General features: G+C 56.0%; 12 protein-coding genes. 7 read left to right on the top strand and 5 right to left on the bottom strand.

Going from position 1 to position 15,408, the window contains the following annotated elements; translation table 11 throughout:
- The first annotated feature begins 78 nt into the window (after positions 1–78).
- The 3 genes from P4L78_RS17035 (at position 79) to P4L78_RS17025 (ending at position 3,085) form a co-directional block, all read left to right on the top strand.
- Positions 79–1,023, top strand: a complete 945-nt coding sequence (locus P4L78_RS17035) for a glycosyltransferase (protein WP_309329301.1) — start codon at positions 79–81, stop codon at positions 1,021–1,023.
- Positions 1,020–1,940, top strand: a complete 921-nt coding sequence (locus tag P4L78_RS17030) for a formyltransferase (protein ID WP_309329298.1) — start codon at positions 1,020–1,022, stop codon at positions 1,938–1,940. The genes P4L78_RS17035 and P4L78_RS17030 overlap by 4 nt, the downstream gene beginning before the upstream one ends.
- 101 nt (positions 1,941–2,041) lie before the next feature.
- The gene (locus P4L78_RS17025; RefSeq protein WP_283149318.1) at positions 2,042–3,085 is read left to right on the top strand and encodes a bifunctional UDP-4-keto-pentose/UDP-xylose synthase; all 1,044 of its coding nucleotides are present in this window, start codon (positions 2,042–2,044) and stop codon (positions 3,083–3,085) included.
- A 112-nt stretch (positions 3,086–3,197) separates the two neighbouring features.
- Here P4L78_RS17025 and P4L78_RS17020 read toward each other — a convergent pair whose 3' ends face one another.
- The 3 genes from P4L78_RS17020 to ybaK all read right to left on the bottom strand — a co-directional run bounded on the left by P4L78_RS17020 (position 3,198) and on the right by ybaK (position 6,161).
- Positions 3,198–4,952, bottom strand: a complete 1,755-nt coding sequence (locus tag P4L78_RS17020) for a hypothetical protein (protein ID WP_309329293.1) — start codon at positions 4,950–4,952, stop codon at positions 3,198–3,200.
- Positions 4,953–4,996: 44 nt separating this feature from the next.
- Positions 4,997–5,563 carry a cob(I)yrinic acid a,c-diamide adenosyltransferase gene (locus P4L78_RS17015; RefSeq protein WP_283149316.1) on the bottom strand — a complete coding sequence of 189 codons (567 nt, stop codon included), beginning with the start codon at positions 5,561–5,563 and terminating at the stop codon, positions 4,997–4,999.
- A gap of 100 nt (positions 5,564–5,663) precedes the next feature.
- On the bottom strand, positions 5,664–6,161 hold the full coding sequence (ybaK, locus tag P4L78_RS17010; RefSeq protein WP_283149315.1) for a Cys-tRNA(Pro) deacylase: 498 nt from the start codon (positions 6,159–6,161) through the stop codon (positions 5,664–5,666).
- Between the two features lie 116 nt (positions 6,162–6,277).
- On the opposite strand from ybaK, the gene P4L78_RS17005 reads away from it, so the two are divergent.
- From P4L78_RS17005 to P4L78_RS16995, 3 genes are all read left to right on the top strand, one after another.
- Positions 6,278–7,747, top strand: coding sequence for a protein adenylyltransferase SelO family protein (locus P4L78_RS17005; RefSeq protein WP_309329290.1), 1,470 nt, complete (start codon positions 6,278–6,280; stop codon positions 7,745–7,747).
- 89 nt (positions 7,748–7,836) lie between these two features.
- Complete coding sequence (locus P4L78_RS17000; protein WP_283149313.1) at positions 7,837–9,309, top strand: inorganic phosphate transporter; 1,473 nt, start codon at positions 7,837–7,839, stop codon at positions 9,307–9,309.
- Positions 9,310–9,712: 403 nt separating this feature from the next.
- Complete coding sequence (locus P4L78_RS16995; RefSeq protein ID WP_309329286.1) at positions 9,713–10,429, top strand: MgtC/SapB family protein; 717 nt, start codon at positions 9,713–9,715, stop codon at positions 10,427–10,429.
- Positions 10,430–10,494: 65 nt separating this feature from the next.
- Here the strand turns inward: P4L78_RS16995 and P4L78_RS16990 are convergent, their stop codons facing one another.
- Both P4L78_RS16990 and ppsA read right to left on the bottom strand, forming a co-directional pair.
- A complete protein-coding gene (locus P4L78_RS16990; protein ID WP_309329283.1) occupies positions 10,495–11,697 on the bottom strand; it encodes an aspartate aminotransferase family protein in 1,203 nt (400 codons plus the stop codon).
- 150 nt (positions 11,698–11,847) lie between these two features.
- The gene (gene ppsA / locus P4L78_RS16985) at positions 11,848–14,259 is read right to left on the bottom strand and encodes a phosphoenolpyruvate synthase (protein WP_309329279.1); all 2,412 of its coding nucleotides are present in this window, start codon (positions 14,257–14,259) and stop codon (positions 11,848–11,850) included.
- A 328-nt stretch (positions 14,260–14,587) separates the two neighbouring features.
- Between ppsA and P4L78_RS16980 the strand changes: the two genes are divergently transcribed.
- Positions 14,588–15,406 carry a pyruvate, water dikinase regulatory protein gene (locus tag P4L78_RS16980; protein ID WP_283149309.1) on the top strand — a complete coding sequence of 273 codons (819 nt, stop codon included), beginning with the start codon at positions 14,588–14,590 and terminating at the stop codon, positions 15,404–15,406.
- Positions 15,407–15,408 lie beyond the last annotated feature (2 nt).

The following is a 15,408-nucleotide window of genomic DNA, read 5'->3' as shown; positions in this document are numbered from 1 at the left end:
TATAACAACAACATCGAATTATCTGGCCGGACGCAAGCGCCCGGCTTTTCCCATTCATCAGCGACAAAAAATATCACCATGAGCCATCCAGAAGTAACGGTTGTTATCCCTGTTTACAACGAAGAGGCTGGACTGCAAGCCTTGTTCGACCGGCTTTACCCGGCCATGGATGCCTTGGGTAAAACCTATGAAGTGCTGTTCGTCAATGACGGCAGCCGCGACCGCTCGGCCGGTGTGCTGTCCGCACAGTTTGAAACGCGCCCTGATGTCACTCGCGTCGTATTGCTGAATGGCAATTTCGGCCAGCATCGGGCCATTCTGGCGGGCTTTGAACATGCGCGCGGTTTGCGCATTGTGACCATGGACGCCGATCTGCAGAACCCGCCCGAAGACGTTGGCACTTTGCTGGCTGAAATGGACAAAGGCCACGATTACGTCGGTTCCATTCGCCGTAAACGCAATGATTCCTGGTGGCGTCACATCGCCAGCCGTGCGATGAACGGCCTGCGCGAAAAGCTCACCAGCATCAAAATGACCGATCAGGGCTGTATGCTGCGCGCCTATGATCGCCGCATTATTCAGTTGATTAACCAGTGTGCCGAAATGCATACGTTTATTCCGGCTCTGGCGTATTCGTTCTCGCAAAACCCCACCGAAGTGATTGTCGGTCACGAAGAGCGCCATGCGGGTGAATCCAAATATTCGCTGTACAGCCTGATCCGCTTGAACTTTGACTTGATGACGGGCTTTTCGATTGTGCCACTGCAGGCGTTCTCGATGATGGGCATGGTGATCTCGCTGCTGTCGGGCCTGTTGGTGCTGCTGCTGATCGGTCGCCGTATTTTTTTCGGGCCGGAAGTTGGCGGTCTGTTTACCTTGTTTGCCATTGCCTTCTTCCTGATCGGTATTGCGCTGTTCGGCATCGGCTTGTTGGGTGAATACATTGGTCGTATTTATCACGAAGTACGCCAGCGCCCGCGCTACCTCATTACCGCGATCTTGCAGCAAAAGGATGAGTCATGAGTCGTGCCGTTGTTTTTGCCTACCACAACGTTGGCGTGCGCTGCCTGAAGGTGCTGCTGGCGCAAGGCGTTGACGTCGCGCTGGTAGTAACCCATGAAGACAATCCGAACGAGAACATCTGGTTTGGTTCGGTAGCGCAGGTTTGCCGTGATTACGACATTCCGTTTATCACGCCAGAAAACCCCAATGTGCCAGAAGTGGAGCAGCGCATTGCCGGTCTGAAGCCGGACTTTCTGTTCTCGTTCTACTACCGCAACATGCTCAAGGCCACGCTGCTGGAATCCGCGAAGTACGGCGCATTCAACATGCATGGATCGCTGCTACCCAAGTATCGCGGCCGGGTGCCGGTAAACTGGGCGATCATCAAGGGCGAGACCGAAACCGGTGCGACATTGCATGTCATGAACGTCAAGCCAGACAACGGCCCGTTGGTGGATCAACAGGCGATCCCCATCCTGCCCGATGACACGGCTGAAGAAGTCTTTGAGAAAGTGACTGTAGCGGCTGAAATCTGTCTGAATCGTGCCCTGCCCGGTTTGTTGAACGGCACTGCGCAGTTTGTTCAGCAAGACTTAAGCTTGGGAGCGTATTTTGGCGGCCGCAAAGCCGAAGACGGACGAATCGACTGGAACCAGTCGATCACTCAGGTTCATAATCTGGTCCGAGCTGTAACCCACCCTTACCCCGGTGCTTTTTGCGACACCGCACAGGGTCGGCTGATTTTGTGGCGTACGCGCATTTTGCAAGCCACCGGGCAAGCACCACGTGCCGCGTTGATGGCCGAACACGACAAGTTGATCGCCACCACGGCCCAAGGCGGTTTTTTGCAGATTCTGGAAGCTGAATTGAACGGCCAGCCGCTTACCACCCAGATGGTGTCCGGCTTTCCCGGTCGCACCCTGCTGCTGAGTGAATGATTTGTTGCCGCCGGTTTGCCTGAATTGATTGTGACCCCAATGGGTCTGGCAGCCCGGCTGGATTTTTAATTGATTGGTTACACCTGAGAAGGACATTAAGAATGAAAAAAGTGCTGATTCTGGGCGTGAATGGCTTCATCGGCCACCACCTGACCAAGCGCATTCTGGAAACAACCGATTGGGAAGTGTTCGGCATGGACATGTTCACCAACAAGATTGGTGAATTCCTCGACCACAAGCGTTTCCACTTCTTTGAAGGTGATATCACCATCAACAAGGAATGGATCGAATACCACGTGAAGAAGTGTGATGTCGTGCTGCCGCTGGTAGCCATCGCAACGCCTTCCACTTATGTGAACAACCCGCTGCGCGTGTTTGAACTGGACTTCGAAGCCAATCTGCCGATCGTGCGTCAGGCTTTGCAGTACAAAAAACATCTGGTGTTCCCGTCCACCTCTGAGGTGTACGGCATGTGTCACGACGACGAATTCGATCCGGACAACTCGGAACTGATCTGTGGCCCGATCAACAAGCCGCGCTGGATTTACTCCTGCTCCAAGCAACTGATGGACCGCGTGATTCACGCTTATGGCATGGAACAAGGTCTGAACTACACGTTGTTCCGTCCGTTCAACTGGATCGGCGCTGGTCTGGACAGCATCCACACCACCAAGGAAGGTTCCAGCCGCGTGATCAGCCAGTTCCTTGGCCATATCGTGCGTGGCGAAACCATCAAGCTGGTGGATGGCGGCCATCAAAAACGTGCCTTCACGTACATTGACGATGGCATCGATGCGCTGATGAAGATCATCGACAACAAGGATGGCATCGCTTCCGGTCAGATCTACAACATCGGCAACCCGGTCAACAACTACTCGGTGCGTGATCTGGCCAGCATGATGATCGACCTGGCCAAGCAATATCCGGAATACGCCGATGGCGTGGCCAAGGTCAACGTTGTGGAAACCACCTCCGCTGAGTACTACGGCAAGGGTTACCAGGACGTCCAAAACCGCGTACCGAAGATCGACAACACCAAGGCAGATCTGAACTGGGCGCCGACCACCAGCATGGCCGATTCGCTCAAAGGTATCTTTGATGCGTACAAAGACCAGGTTGGCGCAGCACGCGAACTGGTGGATTGATCAAGCCTGTTTCATCGCCCTTCCAGGTGATGAATCAGCAATAAAAAACGGGAGACCTGGTCTCCCGTTTTTTATTGCCCAGCCTCAAGCAAGGCCAACCACCACTGACGCTTTACTTTGCTTCACGCGGGTCTGGCCGCATGTCGTCATCCGGCCAAATCTGGCGGATGGTTTGCGGAAACTGGAACAGCATGTAGCGCTCGTTGAAGTCGCCGGGGCGAGCCGCCACAAAAGCAGGTTGCACACCATGAGCGACATCCGGCAATTGATCATGGCGGCTCTGGATCAGCAACCAATGGCATGACCAGCCCGCCGCCGAGGATTCCAGCCGCAAGGTACGGTAATGCGTGTAGTAATCGAGCAAGGCACGCTGCGGCTCGCCCAGCCACAAGCTGGCCACGCACTCGCCTTTATCGTTCAACCTTGATAATTCGGGCTTGAGTGTCATGAACACTTCGCGGTAACGCATGCCAAAATCGAGCGCGGGCAACCACAGCGTTGCAATCCCGCCCCACGTCATCACAATCAGCAACGACCACCGCCAGACGAAGCCCGCAGGCAGGCCACGCGGCACACGGCGCCAAAGCATGACGATCACCAGCAGCAATGCGCCGTACGCCACCCAGTTGGCGGGGTGCCAGGCAGGCATCCAGCCTACAAACAAACGATGCGTCAGCAGCGTCGTCAAGGCGTGAGGCTCGCCTGTCGACAAGGCATAGCCAGTCGTTAGCAGCAAACCCATCAGTATCAACGCAAGTACCGTGACCAGAATCGAGATAGCGCTCCAGCCACGATCAGGCTCGCGATATTCCACCAGACCGGCCACCCCCAGCATGGCCAACGGCGCCAGTAACGGCATGGCGTACAGCTCGCGGGCATCGGATGCGATCACCAGCACGCCAAAGCTGACCAGAAAGCACAGTACCGCTGGCGCAACTTTGACGGCATCCAGATGAACCGCGCCGCGAGATGCACGCCAGAACCCCCACAATGTCAGCGGTAAGGCGGGAAAGGCATACCAAGGCAACGTCTTGAGATAAAAGAAAGGTGTGGCCGCCGGGCCAAGGTGGGCCGTGCCATTAAAGCGGCCAAAGTTGTTGATGCGAAACCAGACCTGGAACAGTTCGGGATTACGGGTATACAGCCGAAACATCCACAGCACCGGCAACGGCGCACCCACAATCACGCTTAATACAATCGCTTTGGCATAGCGCGAATTACGAAAAGCGGGCAGCAACACCGGTAGCAAAATTGCGGTAAGCCCGAGACATCCCGGCCCGAGCAGCCCTTTGGACAGGAATGAGACCGTACCGCCCAGCCCCAACATGATGCCACCCCAGATTGGCCGACTCAGGGCATAGGTCAGCCCGCAGATGCCCCATGCCATGCCCGCGAACAGCGCGGTATCAGTAATGAGTTGGTGCGCACGCAATGGCAAACCAATGCAGCCGAGCAACAAAAAGATGGCCCAGCGCCCGGAGCCTTTGCCAAACATCTGCCGTGTCGCCAGTGCGATCCCGACCATGGCGATCACCAGCCAGAAGCCCGAAGCCAGACGAGCCGCATCGTGTAGCGGCATCCAGCCGCCAAACGCTTGCAAGAAATACGCCGCCGTCACAAAGAAAATGGGCGGCTTTTCCATGAAAGGCTCACCGGCCAGCGTTGGCACAACCCAGTCACCGGTTTTGACGATATTTTCAACCAGACCAAAGGTGTAGCCCTCGTCAGGTTTCCAGGGTTCATGCCCCACCAGACCAGGCAATAGCCAGGCCAATACAAATGCCAACAGCACCAGACCGGACACAATGGGTAGGCGATGCGCTGCGTCGCCCGCCGAGCGTAAAGACGAAAGATTCAAATCACGCATGCAGCGGACCAGGACAAAAGAAAATCATGAATGGGTACAAGGGATCAGTCCATGGCCTGAGCATTAAGGCCCGGCTGCCACAGCACGTCACCGGTGCCGCCGTGCTGGTTGGCAATGCGTGCCATCACAAACAGCAGGTCCGACAATCGGTTCAGATATCGCAGCGAGTTCTCCGAGATACCCTCCTCGGCGGCCCGCAGCGTAACCAGTGCTCGCTCAGCGCGGCGAGCAATGCAGCGGGCAACATGCAAGGCTGCCGCTGCGCGCGTACCACCCGGCAGGATGAATTCCTTGAGTGGCGATAGCTGTGAGTTGAACTGTTCGACGGCCTCTTCCAGCCGCAATAGATGCGCTTCGCCCAAGGCGACGCGACCGGGTATGCACAACTCGCCCCCCAGATCGAACAAGTCATGCTGCACCAGCACCAGGCACTCGCTGGCAATAGCCGGCAAATCCTCCGCTAGCACTACCCCAATTTGCGAATTCAGCTCATCCACCTCTCCCAGCACATGAATGCGCAGGTGATCCTTGGCAACACGGGAGCCATCCCCCAGTCCGGTGCTGCCGTCGTCTCCGGTGCGAGTGGTGATCTTGCTTAAGCGATGCCCCATGCTGATGCCTTTGCTGAAAAAGTGAGATTATGTTCTGTGCTTATTAGCCATTCCTTAAGCTGGAATGTGCTTGCCGGATGCGTTCCGGCGTTTGCTGGTCTTAGTGGCTTTCGCCACGGGCGATGGCCACATCGACCAGTACGGGCTGCAAAATGTCTTGGGCAACGGCAGGCGCAATTCCCACCAGAAATCCGCGTTTTCCGCCATTCAGATAAATTCGTTCCAGCGCCAAAATGCTGCTTTCCATGTACACCGGCATCGGCTTGCGCGTGCCAAACGGCGATGTCCCGCCCACCATATATCCCGAATGCTTGTTGGCGATATCCGGCGAACAGGGGTGGATGGTTTTCTTGTGCAGTAGCCGCGCCAGATTTTTGGTAGAGACTTCGCAATCGCCATGCATCAACACCACCATGGGCTGCTTTGCTTCGTCTTCCATGATCAAGGTTTTGATGACGGCGTGTTCTGGCACGCCCAATTCACGGGCCGAGACTGTCGTGCCGCCTTTTTCTTCGTAGTCGTATAAGTGCTCGGTATAAGACGCTTTATGCTGGCGCAGCATGCGAATCGCCGCGGTGACCGGTGCTTTCTCGCTCACGCACACCTCTCCTAGGATGGCTTGGTCGTTTTGGGTGATATAATACCCGACAAAACAACTCAACAATTAAACCGGATACATGGCGGACACATCCGACAAACACTGGATTGTAAAACGTGAACGACACTTTTGCCCGACTTGCGCTAACTCCCCGCTTCCAGCTCTTGCCGGAGCGCTTTTTCGCCAAGGTTGCACCCACGCCATTAGCCGAGCCGGTTCTGGCAATCTGGAACGCGCCGCTGGCCGCACAACTGGGACTTGATCCTGATACAAACGCACATGTCGGATTAACGGACTACCTGACCGGCAATTTACTGATTCCTGGTAGCGAGCCACTGGCCAGCGTGTACTGCGGGCATCAGTTCGGGGTTTACGTTCAGCAATTGGGCGATGGGCGGGCGATTCTGATTGCGGAAGTCAAAGACCGCAATGGCATTGTGCAAGAAATCCAGCTTAAAGGCGCCGGCCCTACGCCGTGGTCCCGGCGCGCCGATGGCCGCGCAGTTTTGCGTTCCAGCATTCGTGAATACCTGTGCTCTGAAGCCATGTACGGCTTGGGCATTCCCACTACCCGGGCGTTGGCGATGACGGCATCGCCCGAAGCCATCTGGCGCGAGACCCGGGAAACCGCCGCCGTGGTGGCACGCGTCGCCCCCACCTTCGTGCGTTTCGGTCATTTCGAATTCTATTGCCATCACGGCGATCATGAAGGGTTGCGCACACTGGTCGACTGGACCATCGAACATTTCTATCCAGAATGCGCAGACGCGGCCTCGCCTGCGTTGGCACTGCTGGAAGCCGTGATTGCCCGTACCGCCATCTTGCTGGCGCATTGGCAAGCAGTCGGCTTTTGTCATGGCGTAATGAATACCGACAATATGTCGATTCTTGGTCTGACCCTGGATTACGGCCCATTTGGCTTTATGGACGGCTTTGACGCGGGCCATATCTGCAATCATTCCGATGAAAGTGGCCGCTACGCTTATAACCAGCAGCCACAAATCGCTTTATGGAATCTGCAGGCGCTGGCTCAGGCGCTATTGCCGTTGCTGGATCGCGAAGCAGCCATCGCTGCTTTGCATACTTTTCAAGACCTGTTCGAAACCGCCTTTGCCGCACAATTTCAGTCCAAGCTGGGCTTGCCGGACTGGCGCGATGAAGATTGGGGTTTGTTGACCGCGCTGTTTAATCTGCTGCAAGCCGGGCGCACCGACTGGACCAACTTCTGGCGTGACCTGGCATCCCTGGGATTGCAAGATGCCCATCCATGCCCGGCGTTGCGTGATCGCTTTGTGGATCGCGAAGCCTTTGACCTGTGGCTAACTGACTATCGCGAGCGGGTAGCCGCCACGGGCGATGCGGTTGCAGTCATTCAGGAACGCGCCCGCGCTGCCAATCCGAAGTACATTTTGCGCAATCACCTGGCCGAAATCGCCATCCGCAAAGCACAACAAGGCGACTTCAGCGAGATGCAGCGCCTGCACGATTGCTTGTCCCAACCTTTCGCTGAACAACCTGAATATGCTGACTATGCCGCCGCGCCGCCGGACTGGGCGGCCAGCTTATCGGTCTCTTGTTCGTCATAATTGCGCAATATATTTAGTAATGTACGTCACTCATCGGGGCCGGATTCTGAGATAATCCGGCCCATCCTGCCTTCAAGCCCCTCCTTCTGATGCCCGATCTTTTTAGCGGTATTCCTGTTCATGTGGCGATCAGCCTTGCGCTGGCGCTGTTGTTTGTCCTGACTTTCGAATTCATTAACGGTTTTCATGACACCGCCAATGCGGTGGCTACGGTGATCTATACCAAATCCATGCCGCCACATCTGGCGGTGGTCTTGTCCGGTATTTTCAATTTCGGCGGTGTGCTGCTCGGCGGTTTGGGTGTGGCTTATGCCATCGTCCATTTGCTGCCGGTTGATTTGCTGATCAACGTGAGCACCAGCCACGGTTTGGTGATGGTGTTCGCCCTGCTGGCGTCGGCCATTTTGTGGAACCTGGGCACCTGGTATCTGGGCTTGCCGGCCTCCAGTTCGCACACCCTCATCGGTTCGATCCTCGGCGTAGGTCTGACCAACGCGGTGCTGACGAATACCTCGATTCATGACGGCATCAATTGGGGCAAGGTCGTGGAAATCGGCCTGTCGCTGATCATTTCGCCGATTGTGGGTGTGGTGATTGCCGGTTTGTTGTTGATTATTCTGAAAAAACTGCGCCCCTTATCGGGCATGCACAAGAATCCGGAGCAACGCAAACTGGTTGACGGCAAAAAGCATCCGCCGTTCTGGACTCGTCTGGTGCTGGTGGTTTCGGCGCTGGCGGTCAGTTTTGCTCACGGTTCCAATGACGGCCAGAAAGGCATTGGCTTGATCATGTTGGTGCTGATCGGCATCGTGCCCGCCAAGTTTGTGGTTGATCTGGATGCCACGGCTTACCAGATTGAACGCACGCGCGACGCATCCATTCACTTACGTCAGTTCTATCAGCGCAATAACGCATCGCTGGGCGAATATCTGGCGTTGGGCAAAGCCCCTGCTGCCGAGCTGCCGGCCAAGTACAAATGTGATCCGCAAATGACCGAGCCGATGATTGCCGATCTGCTGTCCACGCTCGACAGCGTGCAGTCTTATCGTGACATCACGCCGGAAGCACGCAACCGCGTGCGCCGTAATTTGCTTTGTCTGGACGATACCGCCAAGAAAGTCGGCTCGATGAAAAGCATTGATTCGGCAGAAAAATCAGACCTCTCAAAGTTGCGTAAAGACCTGACAGCGACCACCGAATACTCGCCCTACTGGGTAATTCTGGCCGTGGCCATGGCGCTGGGCGTCGGCACAATGATCGGCTGGCGTCGCGTGGTGCAGACCGTGGGCGAGAAGATCGGCAAACAAGGCATGACTTACGCTCAGGGTATGTCGGCGCAGATTACCGCCGCGGTATCAATTGGCATTGCCAATATTTTCGGTCTACCCGTATCGACCACGCATGTGCTGTCTTCTGGCGTAGCGGGCACCATGCTGGCCAATCGCTCCGGCCTGCAGGGCTCGACCATCCGTAACATCCTGCTGGCCTGGGTACTGACGCTGCCCGCAGCAATGGGCCTGGCGGCAGGTCTGTTCTGGATCGCCAGCAAGTTCATTCAATAATCGCTTGCTGCGGCGGGTCGGATAACCAATCTGCCCCAGCAAGGTTGACAGCCAGTACGGCGCGAATTTACCATCGCGCCGTTTTCCTTTTCGGGGCTACCCCTTTGGATATCCAGATATTTTCCGGTTTCGCTTTGCCTGTTAGCTGATCCGGCTGGACCCTGCCCAATTCTGGTCATCGTCCCGCCGCCCGGCGAGACGGTGCGCTCTGCTAGTTCTTGCGCGCTTATCTATCAGCGCATTGCGATTTAAATGTTAATCATGGCAGATGATGTAAATCACCTGCTTTGCTCAACGCACTTTCTCATACTGAATGGATTGTCCATTCGGGCTGACTGAAAGTGCCGTCGCAATTTTGCCGTGCTCGGCGCGTATGGTGCGCAGACCACGGCAAGGAGAACCCATGTTCAGTGTTTTCACTTTTGATCTACCGCATTTCGCCCAATCCCTTGTTGCGCTCGTCGTGGCCTTTGTTCTGGGCACCATCATTGGCTACGAACGCCAGTTCCGCCAGCGCACTGCGGGTTTACGCACGAACACGCTGGTGGCCGTTGGCGCTGCGGCCTTCGTCGATATGGCTTTCCGGCTGGATGGTGCGGGCGGCGCCATCCGCGTCGTGGCGTACGTGGTGTCTGGCGTCGGTTTTCTGGGCGCAGGCGCCATCATGAAAGAAGGTCTGAACGTGCGCGGCCTGAACACGGCCGCTACGCTCTGGGGCTCGGCTGCGGCAGGTGCCGCCGCCGGTGCCCGGCAACTGGATGCCGCCATCCTCACCGCTTTGCTGGTGCTGGCCGCCAACACACTGCTGCGCCCGCTGGTGAACGCCATCAACCGGCAACCGATTAGCGATAGCAGCAGTGAAGTTACCTGGCAGTTGCATGTGGTGGTCGATGGCGACCAGCAAAAACATGCGCTGGCCTTGATCGATGCTTTGCTGGATCAAGCGCAATATCCGCTCAGCGATATGGATATCGAGCCATTCGGCGATGACGATGTCGAACTGACCGCCACGTTGCTGGCGACATCAGCCAATTCCGCCCAACTGGAGAAAATTGCCCAGCGGCTTTCGACCCAGCCGTATATCAAGCAGGCGTACTGGAACTCCAGCACGATGGAATGACAAGTGTGTCACCCATAAAAAACCGCCCATAGGGGCGGTTTTTTATGGGACTGGCAAAAGACGACTTATGCCACCAGCTTGGCGATTGCCTTTTCAAAGCGATTCAAACCTTCGTCAATATCCGCATCCGGCATCACCAGCGATGGTGCGAAACGCAGCACATCTGGCCCCGCCATCAGGATCATTGCACCTTCTTGCGTAGCAAGAGCCAGCACATCGCGAGCACGACCTTTGTAGCGGTCATTCAGTTCTGCACCGATCAGCAAGCCCATGCCGCGCACTTCCTGGAATACCGGGTATTTGGCAGAAATGGCCAACAAACGGGAACGAATGCGCTCGGCTTTGGCTTTAACGCCAGCCAATACAGCCGGATCGGTAATCACATCCAGCACCGCGCCAGCCACTGCACACGCCAGCGGATTTCCACCATAAGTAGTGCCGTGGGTGCCTACCGCCAGATGCTTTGCCAGTTTTTCCGTAGTCAGCATGGCACCCACCGGGAAGCCGCCGCCAAGACCTTTGGCCGTGGAGAGAATGTCTGGCGTTACGCCAAAGTCCTGATAAGCGTACAAGCTGCCGGACCGGCCATTGCCGCTCTGCACTTCATCAAAAATCAGGATGGCATTGTGTTGGTCACACAGTTCACGCACGCCTTGCAAGAATGCTTGCGTTGCCGGGGTGACGCCGCCTTCGCCCTGAATCGGCTCAACAATCACGCAAGCGGTGTCGTCATCAATCAGCGCTTTGAGCGAATCCAGGTTGTTGTATTCAAAGTGTTCGATCCCGGCGGGCCGAGGGCCGAAACCATCTGAATACTTGGATTGCCCACCCACACACACGGTAAAGAAAGTGCGACCGTGGAAAGAATTGAGCGCGGCCAGTACTTTATGTTTGTTTTCACCAAACTGCTCGATGCTCGCCCGACGTGCCAGCTTGAGCGCAGCTTCGTTGGCTTCGGCACCGGAATTGCAAAAGAATACGCGCTCGGCAAAAGTGTGTTCGATCAGCTTTTTGGCCAGCGCCAGCGCGGGCTCATTGGTGAACACATTGGACAAATGCCATAGCTTGTTGCCTTGTTCGGTCAACGCTTTGACCAGCGCCGGATGGCAATGCCCCAGTGAGTTCACCGCAATGCCACCACCAAAGTCGATGTATTCACGACCTTCCTGATCCCATACGCGACTTCCCTCGCCACGCACTGGCACGAACGCGGCGGGCGAGTAGTTGGGTACCATGTATTGGTCAAAATCGGCACGGGTAAAAGACATTGCAGTTCCTTTCGCTTAACTCGATGGGTCAAAGTGGCACACGCTGCCAGACGATGCTTTGCATTCTAACCGGCATGATCCAAAGCAAAAACCACAAAAATAAAACGGAGGCCACCCAGCGCCTCCGTTTTTTGTGACCAAGCCAGCAGATTAGTGAGTCTGTACAGTTTCACCGGCCAGGAACAACCAGGTTTCTATGACCGTATCCGGGTTCAGCGAGATGGTTTCGATACCCTCTTCCACCAACCACTGCGCCAGATCCGGATGATCAGACGGGCCTTGCCCGCAGATGCCGACGTACTTGCCGCGCGCCTTGCAGGCCTTGATGGCCATACTCAGCATCGCTTTGACGGCGTCGTTGCGTTCGTCAAACGAGGCCGAAACCGGGCCGCCCGAATCGCGGTCAATCCCTAGCGTCAATTGGGTCATGTCGTTGGAGCCAATCGAGAACCCGTCGAAATAATCAAGGAAGCGATCCGCCAGCACCGCATTGGATGGAATCTCGCACATCATGATGACGCGCAAGCCGTTCTCGCCACGCTTGAGGCCGTTTTCCGCCAGCAGATCAATGACCTTTTCCGCCTCTTTCAGCGTGCGCACGAACGGAATCATCAGCTCGACGTTGGTCAAACCCATCACGTCACGCACTTTCTTCGCGGCGCGGCATTCCAGTTCAAAACAATCGCGGAAAGATGGATCGATATAGCGCGAGGCACCACGGAAACCCAGCATCGGATTTTCTTCATGCGGCTCGTACTGCGGCCCGCCAATCAGGTTGGCGTATTCGTTGGACTTGAAGTCCGACAAGCGCACGATCACCTTGCGCGGCCAGAAGGCGGCGGCCAGCGTGGCGATACCTTCGGCGATCTTGTCGACATAGAAATCCACTGCCGAGCGATAGCCCGCAATACGGTCTTCTACCTGAGTTTTGAGTTCTGGCGGCAGATTCGGATAGGCCAGCAGCGCTTTCGGGTGCACACCGATCATGCGGTTGATGATGAACTCCAGCCGTGCCAAACCCACACCTTCGTTCGGCAACTGACAGAACTCGAATGCCAGTTCGGGATTGCCGACATTCATCATCAGCTTGACCGGGGATTCCGGCATTTTGGCCAGCGAGACGTCCACGCGTTCGAACTTGAGAATGCCCTGGTAGACATTGCCGGTATCGCCTTCGGCACAAGACACCGTGACTTCATCGCCTTCGCGCAAAACGCGCGTCGCATCGCCGCAACCGACCACGGCCGGAATGCCCAACTCACGCGCAATAATGGCGGCGTGGCAGGTCCGTCCACCGCGATTGGTCACAATCGCTGCCGCGCGTTTCATGACTGGTTCCCAATCCGGGTCGGTCATGTCAGACACCAGCACATCGCCCGGTGCTACGCGATCCATCTCGGAAACGTCGCGAATAATGCGTACCTTGCCCGCACCAATCTTCTGGCCAATGGCGCGACCTTCGGTCAGTACCGTGCTGCGTTCCTGCATGCGGAACTTGGTCAGTTTATCGGTTGCGCTTTCTTGCGACTTCACGGTTTCCGGACGCGCTTGCAGGATGTACAACTTGCCGTCGATGCCGTCGCGACCCCACTCGATATCCATCGGGCGCTGGTAGTGTTTCTCAATAATCAACGCGTAACGGGCGAGTTCTTCCACCTCGGCATCGCTGATCGAGAACTGGCGACGCTCAGCCGGATCAACCTCTACCGTGCGTACCGACTTGCCTGCCACGCTTTCGGTATTGAATTCCATCTTGATGGCTTTGCCGCCCAGATGCTTGCGCACAATCGCTGGCCGACCACCAACCAGCGTGGGCTTGTGCACGTAGAACTCATCGGGGTTGACCGCGCCTTGCACCACGGTTTCGCCCAGACCATACGAGGCGGTGACAAACACCACCTGATCAAAACCGGTTTCGGTATCAATTGAGAACATCACCCCGGCGGCGCCCATGTCGGAGCGCACCATGCGCTGAATCCCGGCCGACAACGCGACCAGCTTGTGATCGAACCCTTTGTGCACGCGGTAGGAAATCGCCCGGTCGTTGTAGAGCGAGGCGAACACTTCCTTGATGGCATGCAGGATATTTTCAAAGCCCTGAATGTTGAGGAAGGTTTCTTGCTGGCCAGCAAATGAGGCATCCGGCAAATCTTCCGCGGTTGCTGACGAGCGCACAGCCACGGTCACGTTGTCGCCCAGCAATTGATAATGCGCGGCGATTTCTGTTTCCAGTGCTTTGGGGAACGGCGTGGCAACAATCCACTCACGGATTTGTTTGCCTACTTGCGCCAGTGCTTTGACATCATCCACATCCAGCCCGTGCAGCGCGCCGTCGATGCGGTCAGCCAGACTTTCATGTGCCAGAAACTGCCGATACGCATCCGCTGTGGTGGCAAAGCCCCCTGGCACACGCACGCCTTGTTCGGCCAGTTGGGAGATCATCTCGCCCAGTGATGCGTTTTTGCCGCCCACTTGCTCAACCTGGTGCATGCGCAACTGGGTGAAATCAATCACCAGCGCTTGACCAGCAGCAGCGGGGTCGTGGTTCACAGTGGTATTCATCAGCGGACCTCGTCAAAATGTTGCGTTGCGGAATGGATGGCCTTCATTCTAGGCTGGGAACGCGGATCGCATAGTGGCGATAACCATTACGGGAAAATCCCGGATCGGGAAAGCCCCAACAGCCACCAATGGTCTGATTTTTATCGGGTTTACTGATCTGGCAGGCGTGGCATTCGATCACAATGATTAGTGTCAATTGCAATAATGGCAAGTCATCTGTCGCGCAAACGATGCCTTACGGGGTTTCGGCAATACCCGCATGAATGAACTACTTTATGCTAGATAAATTTATCTTTCGAACCGTGCTGGTTTCCTGGAGTTGCTGACAATGCCGCGTACCGCCTTTTTCGTCTCTGACCGCACCGGGATCACGGCGGAAATGCTGGGCCACTCTTTGTTGACCCAATTCGATGACGTGAATTTTCGCCGCATTGCCTTGCCGTTTATCGATACCCCAGAGAAAGCGCAGGAAGCGGCCAACCGCATTCGGGAACAGGCTGCTGCCGATCAATGTCGGCCCCTGGTTTTTTCAACCATGGTTGATGAAACGTTGCGACGAATCATTCACGTCGAACAAGCACTGACGCTGGATTTTTTTGAAATATTCATTAATCCACTGGAACGTGAATTAGGCCGTGAATCTTCACATACCGTAGGCCGCTCTCACGGTATTTCCAATTTTGAAGAATACAAAACGCGGATTGACGCGGTGAATTTCGCCATCAGCCATGACGATGGCGTGATGCCGCGAGATTTGAATGAAGCGGACATTATCCTGATTGGTGTTTCGCGTTCGGCCAAAACGCCCACGTGCCTTTATCTGGCACTGCAATATGGCATCAAGGCCGCCAATTACCCACTCACCCCGGAAGACTTCGGAGCGCACACCCTGCCGCGCTTGTTGTTGCCGTATCGCACCAAAATGTTTGGACTGACCATCGATGCTGACCGACTGGCGCAAATCCGCGAAGAACGCAAACCCGGCAGCCGCTACGCAGCGCTGGATAATTGCCAGTTCGAAATTTCGGAGGCCGAAGCGCTGATGCGCCATGTCGGCGTGCCTTATCTGAGTTCAACCACCCGCTCGATTGAAGAACTGGCCACGACCATCATGCATCGCACCGGACTGGTTCGGCGCACCTTCTAATC

Source organism: Silvimonas sp., assembly GCF_031291215.1.
GTDB lineage: Bacteria > Pseudomonadota > Gammaproteobacteria > Burkholderiales > Chitinibacteraceae > Silvimonas > Silvimonas soli.
Note: the sequence above shows the minus strand (reverse complement) of the source record. Positions and strands in the feature narration are given on the sequence as shown.

Coding starts and splice junctions, on each gene's coding strand:
- P4L78_RS16990 (WP_309329283.1), bottom strand. CDS start 11,697: ATGTCTTTTACCCGTGCCGATTTTGACCAATACATGGTACCCAACTAC.
- P4L78_RS16980 (WP_283149309.1), top strand. CDS start 14,588: ATGCCGCGTACCGCCTTTTTCGTCTCTGACCGCACCGGGATCACGGCG.
- P4L78_RS17030 (WP_309329298.1), top strand. CDS start 1,020: ATGAGTCGTGCCGTTGTTTTTGCCTACCACAACGTTGGCGTGCGCTGC.
- ppsA (WP_309329279.1), bottom strand. CDS start 14,259: ATGAATACCACTGTGAACCACGACCCCGCTGCTGCTGGTCAAGCGCTG.
- P4L78_RS17015 (WP_283149316.1), bottom strand. CDS start 5,563: ATGGGGCATCGCTTAAGCAAGATCACCACTCGCACCGGAGACGACGGC.
- P4L78_RS17025 (WP_283149318.1), top strand. CDS start 2,042: ATGAAAAAAGTGCTGATTCTGGGCGTGAATGGCTTCATCGGCCACCAC.
- P4L78_RS17035 (WP_309329301.1), top strand. CDS start 79: ATGAGCCATCCAGAAGTAACGGTTGTTATCCCTGTTTACAACGAAGAG.
- P4L78_RS17000 (WP_283149313.1), top strand. CDS start 7,837: ATGCCCGATCTTTTTAGCGGTATTCCTGTTCATGTGGCGATCAGCCTT.
- P4L78_RS17020 (WP_309329293.1), bottom strand. CDS start 4,952: ATGCGTGATTTGAATCTTTCGTCTTTACGCTCGGCGGGCGACGCAGCG.
- P4L78_RS16995 (WP_309329286.1), top strand. CDS start 9,713: ATGTTCAGTGTTTTCACTTTTGATCTACCGCATTTCGCCCAATCCCTT.